The 19533-nt window shown below is 72.8% G+C and carries 19 protein-coding genes and 3 tRNA genes; 6 read left to right on the forward strand and 16 right to left on the reverse strand.

What is annotated here, in order from left to right:
• Window positions 1–9: 9 nt before the first annotated feature.
• The 9 genes from ACF1A1_RS10880 to ACF1A1_RS10920 form a co-directional block, all read right to left on the reverse strand.
• The gene (locus ACF1A1_RS10880; protein ID WP_391998845.1) at window positions 10–669 is read right to left on the reverse strand and encodes an RES family NAD+ phosphorylase; all 660 of its coding nucleotides are present in this window, start codon (window positions 667–669) and stop codon (window positions 10–12) included.
• The gene (locus tag ACF1A1_RS10885; protein WP_391998846.1) at window positions 666–1493 is read right to left on the reverse strand and encodes a hypothetical protein; all 828 of its coding nucleotides are present in this window, start codon (window positions 1491–1493) and stop codon (window positions 666–668) included. The genes ACF1A1_RS10880 and ACF1A1_RS10885 overlap by 4 nt, the downstream gene beginning before the upstream one ends.
• Complete coding sequence (locus ACF1A1_RS10890; protein WP_391998847.1) at window positions 1480–5190, reverse strand: CHAT domain-containing protein; 3711 nt, start codon at window positions 5188–5190, stop codon at window positions 1480–1482. Before ACF1A1_RS10890 ends, ACF1A1_RS10885 begins: the two co-directional genes overlap by 14 nt.
• A gap of 452 nt (window positions 5191–5642) precedes the next feature.
• Entirely contained in the window at window positions 5643–6698 is a 1056-nt protein-coding gene (locus ACF1A1_RS10895; protein ID WP_391998848.1) for a UDP-N-acetylmuramate dehydrogenase, read from the reverse strand.
• Window positions 6699–6828: 130 nt separating this feature from the next.
• Window positions 6829–7257, reverse strand: a complete 429-nt coding sequence (locus tag ACF1A1_RS10900) for a MaoC family dehydratase (RefSeq protein WP_391998849.1) — start codon at window positions 7255–7257, stop codon at window positions 6829–6831.
• Between the two features lies 1 nt (window position 7258).
• Entirely contained in the window at window positions 7259–7711 is a 453-nt protein-coding gene (locus ACF1A1_RS10905) for a MaoC family dehydratase N-terminal domain-containing protein (RefSeq protein ID WP_391998850.1), read from the reverse strand.
• 102 nt (window positions 7712–7813) lie between these two features.
• Window positions 7814–7978 (reverse strand): 50S ribosomal protein L33, encoded by a 165-nt coding sequence (gene rpmG / locus ACF1A1_RS10910; RefSeq protein ID WP_003948671.1) that lies wholly within the window; start codon window positions 7976–7978, stop codon window positions 7814–7816.
• Window positions 7979–8067: 89 nt separating this feature from the next.
• A tRNA-Met gene (locus ACF1A1_RS10915) sits at window positions 8068–8140 on the reverse strand.
• Between the two features lie 46 nt (window positions 8141–8186).
• Window positions 8187–8259: transfer RNA gene (locus ACF1A1_RS10920), tRNA-Thr, on the reverse strand.
• A gap of 286 nt (window positions 8260–8545) precedes the next feature.
• Between ACF1A1_RS10920 and ACF1A1_RS10925 the strand changes: the two genes are divergently transcribed.
• Both ACF1A1_RS10925 and ACF1A1_RS10930 read left to right on the forward strand, forming a co-directional pair.
• Window positions 8546–9826, forward strand: coding sequence for an amidohydrolase family protein (locus ACF1A1_RS10925; RefSeq protein WP_391999056.1), 1281 nt, complete (start codon window positions 8546–8548; stop codon window positions 9824–9826).
• A gap of 80 nt (window positions 9827–9906) precedes the next feature.
• A complete protein-coding gene (locus ACF1A1_RS10930) occupies window positions 9907–10563 on the forward strand; it encodes an SDR family oxidoreductase (RefSeq protein WP_391998851.1) in 657 nt (218 codons plus the stop codon).
• Window positions 10564–10680: 117 nt separating this feature from the next.
• On the opposite strand, the gene ACF1A1_RS10935 is transcribed toward ACF1A1_RS10930, so the two are convergent.
• Entirely contained in the window at window positions 10681–10893 is a 213-nt protein-coding gene (locus ACF1A1_RS10935; RefSeq protein WP_391998852.1) for a hypothetical protein, read from the reverse strand.
• Between the two features lie 98 nt (window positions 10894–10991).
• Between ACF1A1_RS10935 and ACF1A1_RS10940 the strand changes: the two genes are divergently transcribed.
• The gene (locus tag ACF1A1_RS10940; protein ID WP_391998853.1) at window positions 10992–11282 is read left to right on the forward strand and encodes a hypothetical protein; all 291 of its coding nucleotides are present in this window, start codon (window positions 10992–10994) and stop codon (window positions 11280–11282) included.
• Window positions 11283–11379: 97 nt separating this feature from the next.
• Entirely contained in the window at window positions 11380–11952 is a 573-nt protein-coding gene (locus tag ACF1A1_RS10945) for a GNAT family N-acetyltransferase (protein ID WP_391998854.1), read from the forward strand.
• A gap of 76 nt (window positions 11953–12028) precedes the next feature.
• On the opposite strand, the gene ACF1A1_RS10950 is transcribed toward ACF1A1_RS10945, so the two are convergent.
• Window positions 12029–12110 (reverse strand) — tRNA-Tyr (locus ACF1A1_RS10950).
• Window positions 12111–12344: 234 nt separating this feature from the next.
• On the opposite strand from ACF1A1_RS10950, the gene ACF1A1_RS10955 reads away from it, so the two are divergent.
• Window positions 12345–12833 carry a YajQ family cyclic di-GMP-binding protein gene (locus tag ACF1A1_RS10955; RefSeq protein ID WP_391998855.1) on the forward strand — a complete coding sequence of 163 codons (489 nt, stop codon included), beginning with the start codon at window positions 12345–12347 and terminating at the stop codon, window positions 12831–12833.
• 110 nt (window positions 12834–12943) lie between these two features.
• Here ACF1A1_RS10955 and ACF1A1_RS10960 read toward each other — a convergent pair whose 3' ends face one another.
• Window positions 12944–13210 carry a GlsB/YeaQ/YmgE family stress response membrane protein gene (locus ACF1A1_RS10960; protein ID WP_391998856.1) on the reverse strand — a complete coding sequence of 89 codons (267 nt, stop codon included), beginning with the start codon at window positions 13208–13210 and terminating at the stop codon, window positions 12944–12946.
• 264 nt (window positions 13211–13474) lie between these two features.
• On the opposite strand from ACF1A1_RS10960, the gene ACF1A1_RS10965 reads away from it, so the two are divergent.
• Window positions 13475–14731, forward strand: a complete 1257-nt coding sequence (locus tag ACF1A1_RS10965; protein WP_391998857.1) for an APC family permease — start codon at window positions 13475–13477, stop codon at window positions 14729–14731.
• A gap of 255 nt (window positions 14732–14986) precedes the next feature.
• On the opposite strand, the gene ACF1A1_RS10970 is transcribed toward ACF1A1_RS10965, so the two are convergent.
• The 4 genes from ACF1A1_RS10970 to ACF1A1_RS10985 all read right to left on the reverse strand — a co-directional run bounded on the left by ACF1A1_RS10970 (window position 14987) and on the right by ACF1A1_RS10985 (window position 19527).
• Window positions 14987–15379, reverse strand: a complete 393-nt coding sequence (locus ACF1A1_RS10970) for a YccF domain-containing protein (protein WP_391998858.1) — start codon at window positions 15377–15379, stop codon at window positions 14987–14989.
• The gene (htpX, locus tag ACF1A1_RS10975) at window positions 15376–16239 is read right to left on the reverse strand and encodes a zinc metalloprotease HtpX (protein ID WP_391998859.1); all 864 of its coding nucleotides are present in this window, start codon (window positions 16237–16239) and stop codon (window positions 15376–15378) included. Before htpX ends, ACF1A1_RS10970 begins: the two co-directional genes overlap by 4 nt.
• A gap of 193 nt (window positions 16240–16432) precedes the next feature.
• The gene (locus ACF1A1_RS10980; protein WP_391998860.1) at window positions 16433–17956 is read right to left on the reverse strand and encodes an NADH-quinone oxidoreductase subunit N; all 1524 of its coding nucleotides are present in this window, start codon (window positions 17954–17956) and stop codon (window positions 16433–16435) included.
• The gene (locus ACF1A1_RS10985; RefSeq protein ID WP_391998861.1) at window positions 17953–19527 is read right to left on the reverse strand and encodes an NADH-quinone oxidoreductase subunit M; all 1575 of its coding nucleotides are present in this window, start codon (window positions 19525–19527) and stop codon (window positions 17953–17955) included. The genes ACF1A1_RS10980 and ACF1A1_RS10985 overlap by 4 nt, the downstream gene beginning before the upstream one ends.
• Window positions 19528–19533 lie beyond the last annotated feature (6 nt).

Raw genomic sequence — 19533 nt, forward strand, 5'->3', positions numbered from 1 at the left:
GTGCGCCGGTCAGTCCACGGACTCCGGCATGATCGCGGCCCGCAGCGGAGCCAGCAGCCGGTTCGCCACGTCCGTACCGGCGGTGGTGGCGAGGTCATGGCTGACCTGCGGCTCGCTGACGAAGGGCGCGGCACCGCACCGGTCCCCGAACAGCACCAGCGCCTCCCGCGGCCGGTGCCGCCGGGACTGCCACAGCAGGCCCTGCGCCTCCTTGGCCTGCCGGCGCAGTTCCTGCGCCCAGTACCGGGTGCGCGGATAGTCGTCGGGCTCGGAGTCCAGCAGCCAGGTGGTCTGGCAGACGGCCGCCAGGTCCTCCTCGGTGCGCAGCGAGATGAGGGTCAGGTCGACGGTCGTGACGATCCGGGCGAGCGTGTACTTGCCGGCCACTGCCCGTGGCACCAGCCGGGTGCCCAGCTCCGGGTCGAAGTCCATCGACCGCAGCAGCACCTCGGCGAGCGCGGTCGTGGGTTCGAGGGTGGCGTAGAGGTACGGGTACGGGTCCTCGGCCGTGCAGTCGAAGCGGCTGCCGTCGAACAGGGGGTGCGCCTCGACCGCCTTGAAGCCGGTCGCCGGGTAACGGGTGCGGTGGCAGCGCCAGAGCGCGGTGCCGGCCGGGAGCATCGTGACCCGGGGGACCATGGTGACCGCCGGGGGGATCTGCCGCGTCATCGGTCCTCCTCGACGAGGGCCAGGGCGGCGTCCGCCAGCCGGTCGTCCGGGACCCTGCCGAGCAGCGCGGCCGGCGCCCCGCCCAGCCAGGAGTTGCCGCCCAGCCACCAGTCGGCGGCACCCCAGGGGTCGCGGTCGGCGAGCAGGATGCGGTTGATCCGTACGACGATCCCGTGGGGTCGCCCGGTCTCGGGGTCGAACTGGAACTCGGGGCTGCGCGGCCCGTCCTCGGGGTCGGCGAGCACGATGACGTCGGCGGGCCCCTCGCCGGCCGCCGGGCTCCCGGCGGGAGCGGCGGCCCGCGAGGGCGCGGCGAGCAGCCGCCGCCGGGCGGCGGCGATGACGGCGGCGACGGGATCGGCGGTCCCGGCCCGGGCACCGGGCTGGGCCGGGACCCCGGACACCGGGGAGGCCCCGGCGACCGGGAAGACCTCGTCGGCCGGGGAGACCTCGTCGGCCGGGCCGTCGGGTCCTGGTCCGGGTTCCGGTGGTGGTCCGCCCCGCTCCTCGACCTCCGCCGCCGGCGCCGCGTACAACGCCTCCAGCGCCGCCAGCACCGCCTCCTCGGGAGGAACGGTGGCCGCCTGCGCGACCGCGCGCACATCGGAGTGGAGCAGCCGGGCCAGCTCCCCCGCCTCGTCGGGCACGGGCCACAGCGAGCGGACGACCGCCATGGTGGCCATGGCGACCCGCTCGGGATCGGAGCCGGCCTCGCGCAGCATCCTCAGCGCGCCGAGGAAGTGCTGGTACTGCTGGTCGTCCAGCCACTGCCCGAGCTCCTCCCGGTGCCGGACGAGCAGGGCCAGTAGCTCATTCGTGTCCAACGGTGGTCCCTCCGGGTCGGACGGGTGCGGGGTTGCCCTGGTGGATGAAGGGGGCCCAGGCGTCCACGGACAGGGCGGGCTTGCCCTCGATCCGCATGGCCAGCGGCCCGGGAAGGCCGGGAACGGACGGCCGGTCGGCGTCCAGCGCCCACAGCTGGGCGCGGCGCAGCGCCAGCGCGGGGTCGGCTCCCTCGGCGAGGAAGTGGTGCAGGACGTACATCAGTACGGCCGAACTCGTGTCGTCGATGGACCACTTGGAGCCGATCACGTCCGCGGCTCCGCGGGCGACGAAGGCGGTGGTGAGGGTGAGTGTCTCGTCGTGGTCACGGGTGCTGAGGTCGGTCTCGCAGGCGCTGAGCACCACCAGCGGCCCGGCCCCGCCGCCGCCCACCGAGGGCGCCCCGAGCAGCCGCCGTACGGTGAGCACTCCCGCGTCGTCGCCGCCCTCGCGCGGCCGGTGCAGCAGCAGCCCCGAGACGGTGGGCCGGCCCCCGGCGAGGCCGTGCACGCTGAACTCCACGAGGGTGGCGGGCCGTTCGGCCGTCCCGCCCGGCAGCAGCGGCAGCAGTTCGTCGGGGGTGCCGTCCCGGTGGAAGCCGTTGCGGCTCAGATAGCCGTAGCAGCGAGCGTCCCGGTAGAAGGCGTTGCGCAGTGCCTCGACCTCGTGTTCGGCGTACGCCAGCGTGGAGCGGGGGTCGGCGACGAGGACCGGGGCGGCGGCCACGGGCAGCCGGGTCCGGGCGGCGGACCGTACGAACTCCGCCCCCGACGCCGCGTAACTGACCACGGCGTGGTCGACGACGTGGGCGGGCCGTTCCCCCACCCGCGCGTCGAGCCGGGCCGCGTGCCAGGGCACGGAGCCGAGGTTGCCCGCGGGCAGCAGCACCAGCCGTACGGGGTCCTCGGGCCGGGCCGGGCGGCCGGGCCGGACCACGTCGAGGACCGGGCCCATCACGGCCGGCCCCGCCCAGTCGCACAGCTCCCGCAGGGCCGTCTTCCACGCCGCCACCGCATCCGCGTATGCCGGCGCCGACCGCGGCACGCCGGGCGCGGTGACGACGGAACGGTCGCGGGCGGCGTCCAGGTACCGCTCCAGGGGGGCGCGTTCCTGCCGGGCGAGCCCGGGCAGCTCCAGCGGCAGTGGCGCCGAGCCGGGCCGTACGACCAGGGCCCACCCCGGCCCGTCGCCCTGGCCGACGAGCAGGTGCACCACGGCGTCCACCCCGGCGGCCTGTGCCGCGTCGGCCACCTCCTGCCAGGCCGGCCCGATGGAGATCCCGGCCGTCCCCAGGGCCCTGAGCGCCCGACGCCGCAGGGTGCTCGGGATGAGCGAGTCGGCGTCCGCTCGGACCACACCGGTGTCGGTGTCGGCGTCGGTGTCGGCGCCCATGCGGGCCACGGCAGCGTCGGCTTCGGCCTCGGCGTCGGCGTCCGTGCGAACCACGGCGGCGCCCTCGCCGGCGCCCGGGCCGACGCCCGTGCGGGCCACGCCGGTGTCGGTGTCCGCGTCGGCGCCCGCGCGGGCCGCGTTCCGCCACTGTGCGGCGAGTTCGTGCTCGCCGTGCGCCTCCAGTTGCTCGGGGACGCTCGCCGAGGCGGCGACCGCGCGCAGGACGAGGGCGCGGCCCGCCTCCAGGACGCGCAGCGCGGTGGCGGCGTCGCCGGTCCCGGCTGCCCACCCGGCGGCCGCGACGCCGCGGTCGGCGGCCGCGCGGGCGGCTTCCAGGCCGTGCTCGGCGCCGATCTGGAGCAGCACGTCCTCGGTGACCTTCTCCAGCAGCCGCTCGGTCGCCTCCAGCGCGCGCTCGGTGTCGCCGTCGGCGGCGCGGCGCCGGTAGTGGTCGGCGAGCCTGCGGTACACGTCCTGGGCGGTGGCGCAGGCGGTGTTCTCGCCGATCTCCGCCCGGGCCGTCTCCAGCTCACGCAGCGCCGCGGCGAGGACGGCCGGGTCGCCCCGCCGGTCGTACTCGATGTCGAGGACCAGGGCCATGCCGAGCCGTGAGCGGATGTCCTGGTCGGCGACGACGGACGGGCCGCCGAGCGAGGCGCGGACCTGTTCGACCTCCTCCAGGAGGCTCCCGCCGGAGGGATCGATGATCTGCTCCAGTGCCTTGCACATGGCCCCGACGGGCGCCACCATCCCCCGCAGCGCCACCGGCAGGTCGGGATGCTCCTGGGACTCGCGCAGGTACATCAGCGCCCGCCGCACCGGCGGGCCCACCGCCCGGCCCGCCCGGCCGATCGCCTGGGCCCGCCGCAGCTGCAACACCCCGAGGACGAAGAGGACGATGCTCGTCGCGGTGCCCTCGGTCAACTCCTGACGCATGTCCAGCAGGCGCTCGCCGATGTCGTCGAGCGCGTCGAGGTCGTCCTCGGGCGTCTCGCAGATGCGCTGGTACTCGAGAAGCGCGCGGCCCGCGCCGACGAGATCGCGCCCGGCCGGACTCGACGTCATGCCGTCGGTGACGTCCGCCGGCTCGAGGGTCTCGGTGAGCAGCCGTCGCGCCGCCGCCGCGTCCGCGAGGTTGCCGCCGCTCATGGAGGCGCCCGTCAGCAGCGCGGCCTGCAGGATGGCCGCCAGGCCGGCGGGGACGTCCTGGTCCTCCTCCGCCCGCAGCAGTGGCCGCGCCGCCGCGACCAGGCCCTCCGGGTCGCCCGTGCGCATGGCCATGCCCAGGCGGGCCACACCGGCGGTCGTCCGCTCCTGCCAGGAGCCCTGCGGCAGTTCCTCGACCGCCTGCGCCAGTTCCTCCGGCCGCAGGATGCCGGGCGCGAACAGCTCCATCATCGGCAGCAGTCCGTCCGCGGCCAGCTCCACCTGCTGCCGGACGTCCTGCGCGGGCACCTCCATGGTGACCGGCGCGGAGTCGGGCAGGCCCTTGAGCATTTCCATGGCCGCGGTCATGAACGTCATGATCTGCGGCGGCATCCCCCCGAACGCGGCGGCGTGGGCACCCAGCTCCAGCAGGGAGTCGCGGTCGCGGGCGGTCTGCATCAGCCGGAGCAACGACGTCCAGCGTTCCAGCTCCGCGTGGGCCGCGGGGTCGGCCGTCTCCGCCAGTTCCTCCAGCAGTACGGCGACCTCGGCGAGGTCCTCACGCAGCGCGGAACTGTCGGCCGCCGCGAAGGTGGCTCCGACGGTCAGCACGTCGATCACGTCCTGCCGGCCCCGGAACGCGAGGTTCGGCGACCGCGGCACCAGCAGCCTGATGAGCAACTTGGTGACGGCGGTCCGGCCCCGCGTCTGCTCCTCGGTGACGGCGACGACCTCACGGGCCTCCCGCAGCAGAACCAGCGCCTCGGCCCGGTCGCCCGCCCCACCGCCGGGCCTCCCGCCCCGGTCACCACCCGCACCGCCCGCACCACCCGCACCCCCGTCGGCCCTCGCACCGGCGTGGCTCTCCTCGGCCCCGTCATCCGTACCGGCGTGACTCCCCTCCGCACCGCCGGCCAGATGCCGCACCGCCAGCAGCACGCCGCGCGCCGTCCGTAACGCCCGCCGCTGCGCCTCGTCCGCGGCCCCTTCCGCGTCCGCCAGCTCCCGCAGCACCTGGTCGGTCGCGGCGCCGTCCGGCCGTGCGCCCGTGCCACCCGCGGTTTCCCACGCCCGGCTGAGTGCGGCCGCCCGGCGGAGCAGGTCCGGCCATGCCTCCCCGCGACTCTCCCCGGCCGTCCCCTGCGTCCCGCTCACCGTCACGCGCGCCTCCGTCGGATCCCGTTCGCCCACATACTGGCGCCGGGGGACGGCCCGCGCGGTGCCTTCGGCCGTATTTCAGCCGCCCCGACCGGGAAACAACCGGACTGTGGTAGAGCCAGGAGTGACGGGGAGCGGCCACCCTCGTGAGGGGGGCGCCCGCGGCTGCCGGGGCTACGGATCGGGGGAGGCCCTGAACCCGCGGCCGCCCCCACCCAGTGCCGAGCCAGTTCCGAGCCGGGCCAAGCCAAGGCCGGGCCAAGGCGGGGTTGGCCGGGTGCGGGCCCGGGCCGGAAACAGGGATGGACCGAGGGCCCGGTTCAGCCAGGGCCGGGATTGGCCGGGGGCCGGGGCGTCGGGGCCAAGCCGGGGTTGGCCGGGGACGGGGACTGGCCGGGAGCCGCGACTGGCCGACCCGGCAGCCGCGATCGGCCGGCAGCCGGGGCGTCGGGGCCCTACAGGCCGACGCCCACCATCACCGGCTCGTTGACCAGCGTGATCCCGAACGCCTCCCGCACCCCGGCCACCACCTCGCGCGCCAGCGTGAGCAGGTCCTCGGTCGTCGCCCCGCCCCGGTTGGTGAGGGCGAGGGTGTGCTTGGTGGAGATGCGGGCGGGTCCGCTGCCGTAGCCCTTGGTGAAGCCCGCCTTGTCGATGAGCCAGGCGGCGGAGGTCTTGGTGTGGCCGTCCCCGGCCGGATAGGCGGGCGGCTCCACACCGTCGCCGAGCCGTTCCTTCACGCGTGCGTGGAACACGGCGAAGTCGGTGTCGGTGAGGATCGGGTTGGTGAAGAACGACCCGGCCGACCAGGTGTCGTGGTCCTCGGGGTCCAGGACCATGCCCTTGCCGGCGCGCAGCTTCAGCACGGTCTCCCGGGCCTCTGCGAGCGGCACACGGTCGCCGGGCTCCACACCCAGCGCCCGCGCTGTCTCGGCGTACTTGAGGGGCGCCGACAGCCCGCCCGCGTCCTCCAGCCCGAAGCGGACGCGCAGGACGACGTACCGGTCGGGGTGGGCCTTGAAGCGGCTGTGCCGGTAGGAGAAGACGCACTCTTCGTTACCGAGGGTGACCGTCTCGCCCGCGTGGCGGTCGTACGCGATGACCTCGGTGATCGTGGAGGAGACCTCCTGGCCGTACGCGCCCACGTTCTGGATGGGGGTGGCGCCGGCCGAGCCGGGGATGCCGGCCAGGCACTCGATGCCGGCGAGTCCGGCCTCCACGGTGCGGGCGACGGCGTCGGTCCACACCTCGCCGGCCGCCAGCTCCAGCGTCGTACCGCCGAGCTCGAAGCCGGTGGTGGCGATGCGCAGGGCGGTGCCCGCGAAACCCTTGTCGCCGATGACGAGGTTGGAGCCGCCGCCGACGACGAGCAGCGGCGTGCCGTCGGCGTCGGCCTCGCGCACGGCGGCGACCACCTCGGCATCGGTCGTCGCGGTCACCAGCCGGGTGGCGGGGCCGCCCAGCCGGAAGGTGGTCAGCGGGGCGAGCGGGGCGTCGTGGAGTTCCAGCACGCGCCTAAGCCTACGAGACGGCACCGACAGCCCCGCCCACGCGCTCACGCACACGTAAGGGGCGCCCCCCAGTGGAGAACGCCCCTTACACGGACTCGTGGCCTCGGGCCGGTTACCGACGCTCCTGGCCTCAGGCCAGCCGTACGACCGCCCGCGACATCCCGAGCACCTTCTGCCCGCCGCTGGTCACCGTCAGGTCGACCCGCACGGTGTTGTCGTCGAGCTTGGCCGCGACCTTGCCGCTGACCTCGATCACGGCACCCTGGTCGTCGTTCGGCACGACGACGGGCTTGGTGAAGCGGACGCCGTAGTCGACGACCGTGCCCGGGTCGCCGGTCCAGTCGGTGACGACGCGGATCGCCTCAGCCATGGTGAACATGCCGTGCGCGATGACGTCCGGCAGGCCCACCTCCTTGGCGAACCTCTCGTTCCAGTGGATCGGGTTGAAGTCCCCGGAGGCGCCCGCGTACTGCACGAGCGTGGCGCGGGTCACGGGGAACGACTGCGCGGGCAGCTCGGTGCCGACCTCGACGTCGTCGTAAGCGATCTTCGCCGTCATGTCAGCCCTCCTCGGCCGCGCGGGCGACCAGCTTCGTCCAGGCGGTCACGACGTGCTCGCCGGCCTCGTCGTGGACCTCGCCGCGGATGTCCAGGATGTCGTTGCCGGCCATGGACTTGATGCCCTCGATGGTCGAGGTCACCGTGAGCCGGTCACCGGCGCGCACCGGACGCTTGTAGGCGAACTTCTGGTCGCCGTGCACCACCCGGCTGTAGTCCAGGCCGAGCTGCGGGTCCTGGACGACCTGTCCCGCGGCCTTGAAGGTGATGGAGAACACGAAGGTCGGCGGGGCGATCACATCGGGGTGCCCGAGCGCCTTGGCGGCCTCCGGGTCGGTGTACGCCGGGTTGGTGTCCCCCACGGCCTCCGCGAACTCGCGGATCTTCTCCCGGCCCACCTCGTAGGGGTCGGTGGGCGGGTAGGTCCGCCCCACGAAGGACTGGTCGAGCGCCATGGGCTCGGCACCTCCTGGATTGCTCTACTGACCGGTACTGGTCGCTCAACGACGCGAGGCCGCCCCCGATCACTCGGGGACGGCCTCGCATACGAGCCTGATTTATCGCGTTTCGCGGTGCGCGGTGTGCGCGTTGCAACGCGGGCAGTGCTTCTTCATCTCCAGTCGGTCCGGGTTGTTACGCCGGTTCTTCTTGGTGATGTAGTTCCGCTCCTTGCACTCCACGCAGGCCAGCGTGATCTTCGGGCGGACGTCGGTGGCAGCCACGTGAGTGCTCCTTGACGAACGGATGGGACAATTCAACGCAAGAAAGAGTAGCCGATCGAAGGACCGACCCCACAATCGGCTACTGTCAGTAGCGGTGACCGGACTTGAACCGGTGACACAGCGATTATGAGCCGCTTGCTCTACCGACTGAGCTACACCGCTGTGATGCGATCGGGCCCCGCCTCGCGGCGGGAACCTCTCACACCAGAGCCCCAATACGGAATCGAACCGTAGACCTTCTCCTTACCATGGAGACGCTCTGCCGACTGAGCTATTGGGGCGAGCGATGAAGACATTACACGGTCCGCCGCCGTTCACCCAAATCCGTTTCCGGGGGCCCACCCCCGCCCCGGCCGGGACCCTTTGTCCCTGCCTGCCCCGGCCGTTTCCTCCCGTCCCGCCGGACCCGGGAGCCCGTCACGCCCACCGGACCACACCCCGGTACGACTATTGCGCTCCTCCCCGACAGCGCCGGACGGCCGCCCTAGGCTCGACTCACTCTGCGTGATCATGCCCGAGCCCCGAGCCCGGGCCCGAGCCCCCTCACCGCCGAGCCACTGGAACACGATGCCCGACAGCCAGCCGCAGCCTCCCCACTCGTCGTCGTCCTCGTCGTCGTCCTCGTCGTCGCCGGACGGGCAGCCCGACCCGGCCGCCCTCCTGCTGTGCGGCGCGCGTCTCACGGACGGCCGGACCGTGGACGTACGGCTGGGCCGCGGGCGCATCGAGGCGGTCGGTACGGCCGGCAGCCTGGCACCCGGTCCCGGCCACGGCGCCGGCACCCGGGTGGACCTCGGCGGCTACCTCCTCCTCCCCGCCCCCGCCGAACCCCACGCCCACTCCGACACGGCCCTGTCCGCCGACACCGAAGGCCCCGTCCCGAACGCCCCCGAGGACGTCCAGCGCCGCGCCACGGAGGCCGCGCTGCTGCAACTCGGCCACGGCGCGACCGCCCTGCGCGCCCACGTCCGCGTGGGCGACGTCCAGGGGCTCGGCGCGCTGGCCGCCGTCCTGCGGGCCCGGCGTTCGCTGCGCGGACTCGCCGAACTGACGGCGGTGGCGATGCCCCGGGTGCTGACCGGGGTGGCCGGCGCGGACGGGCTCGCGATGCTGCGGGACGCGGTGAAGATGGGCGCCTCGGTGGTGGGCGGCTGCCCGGACATGGACCCCGATCCGACGGGCTACGTGGAGACCGTCCTGGAGGTCGCCTCCGAGCACGGCTGCCCCGTCGACCTGCACACCGACGCCGCCGAACCGGCCCGCCTGGCCCGTCTCGCCGCGATGGCCGGCGGCCTGCGCCCCGGCGTCGCCCTCGGCCCCTGCGCCGCCCTCGCCCACCTCCCCGCCGAAGCCGCCGCCCGCACCGCCGACCAACTGGCCGCCGCCGGCGTGACGGTGGTCTGCCTCCCCCAGGGCGGCTGCGGCTCCGTGGAACGCCGCGGCACCGCCCCCGTACGGCTCCTGCGCGCGGCCGGCGTCCGCGTCGCGGCCGGCAGCGGCGCCCTGCGGGACGTCTCCAACCCGGTCGGCCGCGGCGACCCCCTGGAGGCCGCCTACCTGCTCGCCTCCCGGCACGGCCTGCGCCCCGAGGACGCCTACGACACCGTGAGCAACTCCGCCCGAGGGGCCCTGGGCCTGCCCGAGGTCCGCGTGGAGGCGGGCTTCCCCGCCGACCTCCTGGCCGTCCGCGGCGACCGCCTGCCGGCCGCGCTGTCCCTGGCGTACAGCCGCATCGTGATCCACCGGGGCCGGGTGGTGTCCCGCACGAGCGCGGTCCGTGAGTACTGCGACTCGGTGGCGGCCGCGGAGCTGGGGCTGCCGCGGCAGGGGCGGGGCCAGCCGGCGTAGGACCCGTCGCGCCGCACCCCACCCGCTCAGGCGTTCGATCTGGTCGGCAGGCGGGGCCGTCCGGGCGTACGGTCGGAAGCATGCGCATTGTCATCGCTGGAGGACATGGTCAGATCGCGCTGCGGCTGGAGCGCCTGCTCGCCGCGCGCGGGGACGAGGTCGCCGGGATCATCCGCAGTGCCGAGCAGGGCGACGACCTGCGGGCCGTCGGCGCCGAACCCGTCGTACTGGACCTGGAGTCGGCGTCGGTCGAGGAGGTCACCGAGCGATTGCGCGGCGCGGACGCGGCGGTGTTCGCGGCGGGCGCGGGCCCGGGCAGCGGGACGGCCCGCAAGGAGACCGTGGACAAGGGCGCGGCGGTGCTGTTCGCCGACGCGGCGGTCCGGGCGGGCGTACGGCGCTTCGTGGTCGTGTCGTCCTACGGCGCCGACCCCGACCACCAGGGCAAGGAGGTCTTCGACGTGTACCTGCGCGCCAAGGGCGAGGCGGACGCGTACGTCCAGGGGCTGGAGGCCCTCGACTGGACGATTCTGCGCCCCGGTTCGCTGACGGACGACGCGGGCAGGGGGCTGGTCCGTCTGGAGGCGCACACGGGCCGCGGCTCGGTACCGCGCGACGACGTGGCCACCGTCCTCGCGGAGTTGCTGGACACCCCGGCGACGGCCGGCCTGACCCTGGAACTGGTCAGCGGGTCGACACCGGTGTCGGTGGCGGTGAAGTCGGTCGCGGGGAACTGAGCGCCCCGAGGCACCCACCTCGAAAGGTCACCACTCCGACGCTCGGATCTCCGGAGTTCGGATCTCCGGAGTTCAGACCGCCCGAGTTCAGACCTCCGGAGGTCACATCTCCGAGGCTCAGAACAGGGGCAGCTGACCGGGTACGTCGGGGACGACGTACCCGTCCAACGACGGCTGGGCCGCGCCCAGTTGCGCCGTCCGGCGCGAGCCGGGGCAGGAGGTGAGCTGCCCGTTCTCCCGCGCGCCCGGCGGGTCGTGCCGGGCGAAGCGCCCCGCGACGACGGCGATCTCGCGACGGCACTCGGGACACGTTCTGCGGCGGCTGGACATGCGGCAAGTCTGCCCCAGTGCGCCAGGCGGGTACCCCCGCGCACCGCACGCCCCGCTCGCCGCGCGGAAGTGCGCCCCTCTCCCTAGCATCCGTACATGTGGCACATACCTTCGAGGAACTCGTGGAGAAACAGCGCGCGGCCGACGAGGCACACGCGAGGGTCCTGCACCTGCGGGACACCTACGGCGCGCCCACGGCGGCCCCCTGGTCGGAGACCCAGACCGACACCTACGAAACCGCGTGGCGCGCCTGGCGCGACCTCGCCCGGGACGTCCAGGCCGCGGTGACCGAATACGCCAAGGACGAGGGCAGATCGCGCGCGGACGTCGAGGCGGACGTGAAGAGGACCGCGAAGAGCCCCGAGGAGGCACCCACCGGGGAGGACTGACGAACCGCTCCACCAAGCCCCCCGAGCGCCCCGGCAGCCCAGCAGGTGGAGCGAAGACCGAGCGGCGACGCCGCGTGCGCCGTGACATCGTGGTGCCATGACCATCGAGGTGCGCCCCGCTTCGGTATTCGAGGACGTCCGTACGGTGCTCGGCCCGAAGTCACCCGCGGCAAACGTCTGCTGGTGCCTGAGCCATCGCATCCCGTCCAAGCTCAACAACGAGCTCCGCGGGCCGGCCCGGGGTGAGTACGTCGCCGGGCTGTGCCGCGCCGATCCCCCTCCCGGCGTACTCGCCTACGACGGCGACGAGCCGGTCGGCTGGGCCGCGGTGGCACCCCGCTCGGACACCTCGTTCGCGCGCAACCGCAAGATCCCACACGTCGACGACCTGCCGGTCTGGTCACTGTGGTGCATCCGCGTCCGCCCAGGTCACCGGAGGAAGGGCCTCTCGCACGCCCTCATCGCCGGCGCGGTCGACTTCGCCCGCGCCCACGGCGCACCGGCGATCGAGGCATACCCTCTCGACAACGGCGACGCGAAGGTCGACCTGACGATGGCGTACGCCGGAATCCGGAAGAACTTCGAACGCGCCGGCTTCACCCACGCCGCCGACACCACCTCGGTACTGGCCGGCCATCCCCGAATCCTGATGCGACGCGACCTGCGCTGACGACTCGGCCGCCAAGGGGCATGACGAAGGGCCCGTGACCTGCTGTTGCAGCAGGTCACGGGCCCTTCGTCTTGTGTGGCGGCGCCAGGATTCGAACCTGGGAAGGCTGAGCCGGCAGATTTACAGTCTGCTCCCTTTGGCCGCTCGGGCACACCGCCGGGTTTGCTGCAGTTCGAACCGCTTTTCGGCGGTGCTCCCTGGCAACGACGTAAACGATACCCGATGGGGAGGGGTGCTTCGCCACCCGGATTCCGCGCCGCCGGGACCGGGCCGGGTGGCTAGGCTTGTCCGGATGCGGCCCGCGTCTTACGCCGGGCTCGGCGGCAGCCCCACGGACGCCGACACGCACCCATACGTACCCGATAAGCACCCAATACAAGGAGCCACAGGACATGGCCGACTCCAGTTTCGACATCGTCTCGAAGGTCGAGCGGCAGGAGGTCGACAACGCCCTCAACCAGGCCGCCAAGGAAATCTCGCAGCGCTACGACTTCAAGGGCGTCGGCGCCTCGATCTCGTGGTCCGGTGACAAGATCCTGATGGAGGCGAACTCCGAGGACCGGGTGAAGGCTGTCCTCGACGTCTTCCAGTCGAAGCTGATCAAGCGCGGGATCTCGCTGAAGGCGCTGGACGCCGGCGAGCCGCAGCTCTCCGGCAAGGAGTACAAGATCTTCGCGTCGATCGAGGAGGGCATCTCCCAGGACAACGCGAAGAAGGTCGCGAAGATCATCCGTGACGAGGGCCCCAAGGGCGTCAAGGCCCAGGTCCAGGGCGAGGAACTGCGCGTCAGCTCCAAGAGCCGTGACGACCTGCAGGCCGTCATCGCCCTGCTGAAGGGCAAGGACTTCGACTTCGCTATCCAGTTCGTGAACTACCGGTAGGCATCCGGTACCGGTCGCCCGGTGCCGCCGGTGACGAGGAGGACGAGGAAGGGTGGGCACCCGGGCGGCGCCCGCCCTTCTCGCCCGCCGGCTGCGGGGCAGGGGCGCGCTCAGTCGCGCGAATGGCCGAACAGGATCCGGTAGCCGATGAGGAGCACGAGGGAACCGCCGATCGCAGCGGCCCAGGTGGCGCCGTCGTAGAAGTCCTTGCTGATGGGGTGGTCCAGCCAACGGGCCGATATCCAGCCGCCGATGAACGCGCCCGCGATGCCGATGAAGGTCGTGCCGATGAAGCCGCCCGGGTCCCGGCCCGGCAGCAGGACCTTGGCGATGACTCCGGCCAACAGCCCCAGAATGATCCAGCTGATGATGCTCATGCCCTGAACCTGCCCTTCCGCGCTGTGCCCGCACTGTCCCGGCACTGTGAAGTCGCTCCGGACCGGCTGTGCGTTCGTGGCGTCAAGCGCCGTTCTCGTCGTGCGTGGTCGCGCGTGTGCCTGCTGCGCGCGTCGTGCCGTGGTGCGCGCGTCGGGCTCTGTGGTTCGCGCCTTGTTGATTCCTGCGTACTGATTCGTGCGGTGTTGAGCTGGACGACGCCCTGGCGGCATCCCCCGGTTCCCTTGGTCAGTAAGGTGCGGCCCATGACACAGTCCGGATCGGCCGCCGAGCTGCGGCGCACCCTGGGCGTCGGGGACGCCGTGGTCATCGGGCTCGGCTCGATGGTCGGCGCCGGCATCTTCGTCGCCCTCGCTCCCGCCGCGCACGCGGCAGGCTCCGGGTTGCTGCTGGGACTGGGACTCGCCGCCGTGGTCGCCTACTGCAACGCCACGTCGTCGGCCCGCCTGGCCGCGCTCTACCCGGCCTCGGGCGGCACCTATGTGTACGGACGCGAGCGGCTCGGCCCGTTCTGGGGGTACCTCGCGGGGTGGTCGTTCGTGGTCGGGAAGACGGCCTCCTGTGCGGCGATGGCTCTGACGGTCGGGGCGTACGTCTGGCCGGGGCAGGCGCACGCGGTGGCGGTCGCGGCCGTGGTGGCGCTGACCGCGGTGAATTACGGCGGCATCCAGAAGTCGGCCTGGCTGACGCGGGCGATCGTGGCGGTGGTCCTGGCGGTCCTCGCTGCCGTGGTCGTGGTCTGTCTGGGGTCCGGGGAGTCCGACGCCGGACGGCTGGACGTCGGGGCGTCCGGGGGCGTCGGCGGGGTGTTGCAGGCCGCCGGTCTGCTGTTCTTCGCGTTCGCCGGGTACGCGCGCATCGCGACGCTCGGCGAGGAGGTACGGGATCCGGCGCGCACCATCCCCCGCGCGATCCCGCTGGCGCTGGGCATCACGCTGGCCGTGTACGCGTGTGTGGCCGTGGCTGTCCTTTCCGTGCTGGGGGCCGGGGATCTCGGGCGCGCGACGGCGCCGTTGGCCGACGCCGTGCGGGCGGCGGGCGTGCCGGGGCTGGTGCCGGTGGTCCGGGTCGGGGCCGCCGTGGCCGCGCTGGGTTCGCTGCTCGCCCTCATCCTGGGCGTCTCGCGTACGACGCTGGCCATGGCGCGGGACCGCCATCTGCCCGGCGCGCTGTCCGCCGTGCATCCGCGCTTCCAGGTGCCGCACCGGGCCGAACTGGCCGTGGGTGCGGTGGTCGCGGTCCTGGCCGCCACGGTGGACGTCCGGGGCGCGATCGGCTTCTCCTCCTTCGGTGTGCTGGCGTACTACGCGGTGGCCAACGCGTCGGCGTGGACGCTGGATCCGGCTCCCCCGAAGCGGGCGCTGCCCGCACTGGGCCTTGTTGGTTGCGTGGTCCTGGCGTTCGCGCTGCCGGTGACCTCGGTGGTCGTGGGGGCGGGTGTGCTGGCGGTGGGTGTCGTGGCGTACGGGGTGCGGGGACGGATGGCGGCGGGGCGGCGGTAGGGCAGGACCGCGGCCGGGCGGGCGTCCGCTTCCGTACTGCGAGGTCGGCGCCTCAGGCCGCCCCGGGTATCCCGTCCGCGCGCCGCGGACGGGCGTGGGCCGGCCCTGACGTCGGTCGGGTCTGTGCCTGCTCGTGCTCGGTCATGCGTTCATGATGCGGGCCGCCACTGACATCCGGGCCGGCCTGTGGACAACCGGCCGGTTGTGGACAGCGGGCGGTCGAGGGATGGGCGCCGACGGGTAGCGGGGCCCAGGTCAACGGGCGGCGAACGGCTGGTCCGTGGGCACGATGTCGCGTCCCAGCGGGAGCAGCGAGACCGGGATCAGCTTGAAGTTGGCGATGCCGAACGGGATGCCGATGATCGTCACGCAGAGCGCGATGCCGGTGGCGATGTGGGCCAGCGCCAGCCACCAGCCGGCGAGGACCAGCCACAGGACGTTGCCCACGCAGGAGGGGGCACCCGCGTCACGGCGCTCGACCGTCGTGTAGCCGAAGGGCCAGAGGGCGTAGACGCCGATGCGGAACGCCGCGACGCCGAACGGGATGCCGATGATCGTCACGCACAGCAGCAGGCCCGCCAGCATGTACCCGAGGAACAGCCAGAAGCCGCTGACGATGAGCCATATGACGTTCAGGATGGTCTTCACTGGTGGTGACCTGCCATCTTCTCGAGACGGGCGATGCGCTCCGCCATCGGCGGGTGCGTCGAGAACATCTTGGACAGTCCCTGGCCCGGCCGGAACGGGTTAGCGATCATCATGTGGCTCGCGGTCTCGATACGGGGCTCGGGGGGCAGCGGGAGCTGCTTGGTGCCGAGTTCGAGCTTGCGCAGGGCGTCGGCGAGGGCCAGGGGGTCGCCGGTGAGCTGGGCGCCGGAGGTGTCGGCCTCGTACTCGCGGGAGCGGCTGATGGCGAGTTGGATGAGGGTGGCGGCGAGCGGACCCAGGAGCATGATCAGGAGCATGCCGAGGAGGCCGGGGCCGTCGTCGTCGTCCGAGCGGCCGATCGGGATCAGCCAGGCGAAGTTGACCAGGAACATGATCACGGAGGCGAGGGCGCCGGCGACCGAGGAGATGAGGATGTCCCGGTTGTAGACGTGGCTCAGTTCGTGGCCGATGACGCCGCGCAGTTCACGCTCGTCGAGGAGGCGGAGGATGCCCTCGGTGCAGCACACGGCGGCGTTGCGCGGGTTGCGACCGGTGGCGAAGGCGTTGGGGGCCTCGGTCGGGGAGATGTACAGGCGGGGCATGGGCTGGCGGGCCTGGGTGGAGAGTTCGCGGACCATGCGGTAGAGGGCCGGGGCCTCGAACTCGCTCACCGGGCGGGCGCGCATCGCGCGCAGGGCCAGCTTGTCGCTGTTCCAGTACGCGTAGGCGTTGGTGCCCAGTGCGATCAGGACGGCGACGACGAGCCCGGCGCGGCCGAAGAAGCTGCCGATGACGATGATGAGCGCGGACAGTCCCCCGAGGAGTACTGCGGTCCTGAGCCCGTTGTGCCGGCGGTGCACGGTACGCCCTCCAAGTCGTGCGGCAGGGGGACCCTTCGCTTGCTGATCTTGCCTCTGGTCTGCGGTGCCACTGGTGTCGTGGTGTCACGTCCAGTGGAACCTCCCGGTTTGGTCAACGCCAGGCGAGCAGCACTAGTTCCCTTGTGCGTCCGGGGGCATGCGTGGGCCGTTCGGGTGAGGGCGCGGAGGCGGCTCAGAAGAGGGCGGTGCCGGCGAAGCGCAGGACGAGCTGGGGTGCTCCGGAGAGGGCGAGGCCGAGGACCGCGGTGAGGGTGAGGGCGGCCGTGAGGGGCGCGGGGACGCGGTGCCTGACGGGTTCGCCCTCGGGGGCGCGGAAGAGCAGGGCCGTCCACTGGAGGTAGTAGTACAGGGCGATGACCACGTTGACGGCCATGACGACCGCGAGCCAGCCCAGGCCCGCGTCGACGGCCGCCGAGAAGACGGTGACCTTGGCGAAGAGGCCGATGATGCCCGGCGGCAGTCCGGCGAGGCAGAGCAGGAAGAAGGCCAGGAGGAGGGCGGCCAGGGGGTTCTTCGCGTGCAGGCCCCGGTAGTCCGTGACGCGGTTCGCGGGGTTCGTGCGGCCGACCAGGGCGGCGACCGCGAAGGCGCCCAGGTTCACGACGGCGTACATGAGGGCGTAGGCGACGGTGGAGCCGATCGCGTGGTCGGGGTCGTCGGAGTACGCGGCGGCGGCGATCGGGACGAGGAGGTAGCCGGCCTGGCCGACGGAGGACCAGGCGAGCAGGCGTACGGCGCTGTACGCGCGCGTGGCCTGCTGGCGGAGGGCGCCGAGGTTGCCGACGGTCATGGTGAGGGCGGCCAGCGCCGCGAGGGCGGGGCCCCAGACGTCGGCGTACGAGGGGAAGGCGACGACCGTGACGAGGACGAGGCCGGAGAAGCCGACCGCCTTGCCGACGACGGACAGGTAGGCGGCGACGGGGAGGGGGGCGCCGATGTAGGTGTCGGGGACCCAGAAGTGGAAGGGGACGGCGGCCGTCTTGAAGGCGAAGCCGACGAGGGTGAGGACCACGCCGGTCTGGGCGAGGGTGTGCAGTTGGCCGTCCACGTCCTGGATGCGGTCGGCGATCCGGGTGAGGTACAGGCTGCCGGTCGAGGCGTAGACGAAGCTGATGCCCAGGAGGCTGACGGCGGTCGCGGTGACGGAGGAGAGGAAGAACTTCAGGGCCGCCTCGGAGGACCTGCGGTCGCCGTGCCGGATGCCGACGAGGGCGAAGGCGGGCAGGGAGGCGACTTCCAGGGCGACGACGAGGGTGGCGAGGTCACGGGAGGCGGGCAGGAGGGCGGCGCCTGCGGCGGAGGACAGCAGCAGGAACCAGAACTCCCCTTCGGGCAGGCGCCCCCGCGCGTCCTTCAGGGCGGTGACCGACAGGAGGGCGGCCAGCAGTGCTCCGCCGAGGACCAGGAACTGGATGACCAGGGTGAAGCGGTCGGCGGTGTAGCTGCACACGCGCGGGTCGCCGGTCAGGCAGAAGGTGGAGCGGTCGCCGTCCAGGAGGGGCAGCAGGAGGGCCGTGGACACGGCGAGTCCGGCGACGGAGAGCCAGCCGAGGAGCGGCTTGCGCGCGTCGGGCACGAACAGGTCGGTGACGAGGACGGCGAGGCCGACGACCGCCGCGAGGGTGGGCGGGGCGATCGCGAGCCAGTCGACGGACTGGACGAGCGACTCGGCCAGGGGCTGGGCCAGGGAGCTCATCGGGTGCCTCCTGCGAGGAGCTGCTGCACGGCCGGGTCGGTCAGGCCGAGGAGTGCCTTCGGCCAGAGGCCGGCGACGACGGTGAGGACGACGAGGGGCGTCCAGGCCGCGAACTCGTACGTGCGGACGTCGGTGAGGCGCGGGGCGTCCTGAGGAACGGTGCCCATGCAGACGCGGCGGACCACGACGAGCAGGTAGGCGGCTGTCAGCAGGGTGCCGAACGCGCCGATCGCGGTGAAGGTGAGGAAGGCCGGGCGGCTGAGGTGGTCGGCGGGGTCGAAGGCGCCGAAGAGGGCGAGCATCTCGCCCCAGAACCCGGCGAGGCCGGGCAGGCCGAGTGAGGCGACGGCGGCGAAGGCGAGGAGGCCGCCGAGGCGCGGGGCCTTGCCGTACAGGGCGGCGCCGGTCTCCTGGGCGAGGGTGTCGAGGTCGGTGGTGCCGGTGCGGTCCTTCAGGGCGCCGACCAGGAAGAAGAGGAGGCCGGTGATGAGGCCGTGGGCGACGTTGGCGAACAGGGCGCCGTTGACGCCGGTGGGGGTGGTGGAGGCGATGCCGAGGAGGACGAAGCCCATGTGGCCGACGGAGGAGTACGCGATGAGGCGCTTGAGGTCGCCCTTCGCGCCCCGTTTGGCGAGGGCGAGGCAGGCCAGGGAGCCGTAGATGATGCCGACGACGGCGAAGGCGGCGAGGTAGGGCGCGAAGATGCGGAAGCCGTCGGGCGCGACCGGGAGGAGGATCCGGACGAATCCGTACGTACCCATCTTCAGCAGGACTCCGGCCAGCAGGACCGAGCCGACGGTCGGGGCGGCGGTGTGCGCGTCGGGCAGCCAGCTGTGCAGCGGCCACATCGGTGTCTTGACCGCGAGCCCGACTCCGATCGCCAGAACGGCGATGACCTGCACGGATGTGGTCAGCGACCGGCCGTTGTCAGTGGCGAGTGCCACCATGTCGAATGTGCCCGCCCTGATTCCGATCAGGAGCAGGCCGAGCAGCATGACGACGGATCCGAGCAGCGTGTACAGGATGAACTTCCAGGCCGCCTGGGTCCGGCCCTCGCCGCCCCAGCGGGCGATGAGGAAGTACATCGGGATCAGGACCATCTCGAAGGCGAGGAAGAACAGCAGCAGGTCGAGGACGGCGAAGGTCGCGAGGGTGCCGGACTCGAGGACGAGCAGGAGCGCGACGAAGGCCTTCGGGCTCGGACCCGCGGGCAGGTTGAAGTACGAGTAGAGCGCGCAGAGGAAGGTCAGCAGCGCGGTCAGGACCAGAAGGGGGAGGGAGATGCCGTCGATGCCGAGGTGGATCCGCACGTCGAGTGCGGGGATCCAGCTGATGTCGGTCGTGGCCTGCATCTTCGACGGCTGGTCGTGGTCGAAGCCGAGCGCGAGGACGATCGCGGCGATGAGGATGGCGCCGGTCACGGTGACGCCGTGCCGCAGCACGGCCTGCTCGGGCGACTTCCCCTTCAGTCCTGGCGGGGCCGGCAGGAGAGCGGCGGCGGCGCCGAGGAGCGGGCCGACGACGATGAACGCCAGAAGGAACTGCATCACGGACTCGCTGATATCGATCACGCCTGC

Origin of the sequence: Streptomyces sp. NPDC014995 (genome assembly GCF_043080745.1) — a bacterium.
Lineage (GTDB): Bacteria > Actinomycetota > Actinomycetes > Streptomycetales > Streptomycetaceae > Streptomyces.

Coding starts and splice junctions, on each gene's coding strand:
- ACF1A1_RS10880 (WP_391998845.1), bottom strand. CDS start 669: ATGACGCGGCAGATCCCCCCGGCGGTCACCATGGTCCCCCGGGTCACG.
- ACF1A1_RS10900 (WP_391998849.1), bottom strand. CDS start 7,257: ATGACGGCGAAGATCGCTTACGACGACGTCGAGGTCGGCACCGAGCTG.
- ACF1A1_RS10905 (WP_391998850.1), bottom strand. CDS start 7,711: ATGGCGCTCGACCAGTCCTTCGTGGGGCGGACCTACCCGCCCACCGAC.
- ACF1A1_RS10925 (WP_391999056.1), top strand. CDS start 8,546: ATGCCCGACAGCCAGCCGCAGCCTCCCCACTCGTCGTCGTCCTCGTCG.
- ACF1A1_RS10930 (WP_391998851.1), top strand. CDS start 9,907: ATGCGCATTGTCATCGCTGGAGGACATGGTCAGATCGCGCTGCGGCTG.
- ACF1A1_RS10935 (WP_391998852.1), bottom strand. CDS start 10,893: ATGTCCAGCCGCCGCAGAACGTGTCCCGAGTGCCGTCGCGAGATCGCC.
- ACF1A1_RS10945 (WP_391998854.1), top strand. CDS start 11,380: ATGACCATCGAGGTGCGCCCCGCTTCGGTATTCGAGGACGTCCGTACG.
- ACF1A1_RS10955 (WP_391998855.1), top strand. CDS start 12,345: ATGGCCGACTCCAGTTTCGACATCGTCTCGAAGGTCGAGCGGCAGGAG.
- ACF1A1_RS10960 (WP_391998856.1), bottom strand. CDS start 13,210: ATGAGCATCATCAGCTGGATCATTCTGGGGCTGTTGGCCGGAGTCATC.
- ACF1A1_RS10965 (WP_391998857.1), top strand. CDS start 13,475: ATGACACAGTCCGGATCGGCCGCCGAGCTGCGGCGCACCCTGGGCGTC.
- ACF1A1_RS10980 (WP_391998860.1), bottom strand. CDS start 17,956: ATGAGCTCCCTGGCCCAGCCCCTGGCCGAGTCGCTCGTCCAGTCCGTC.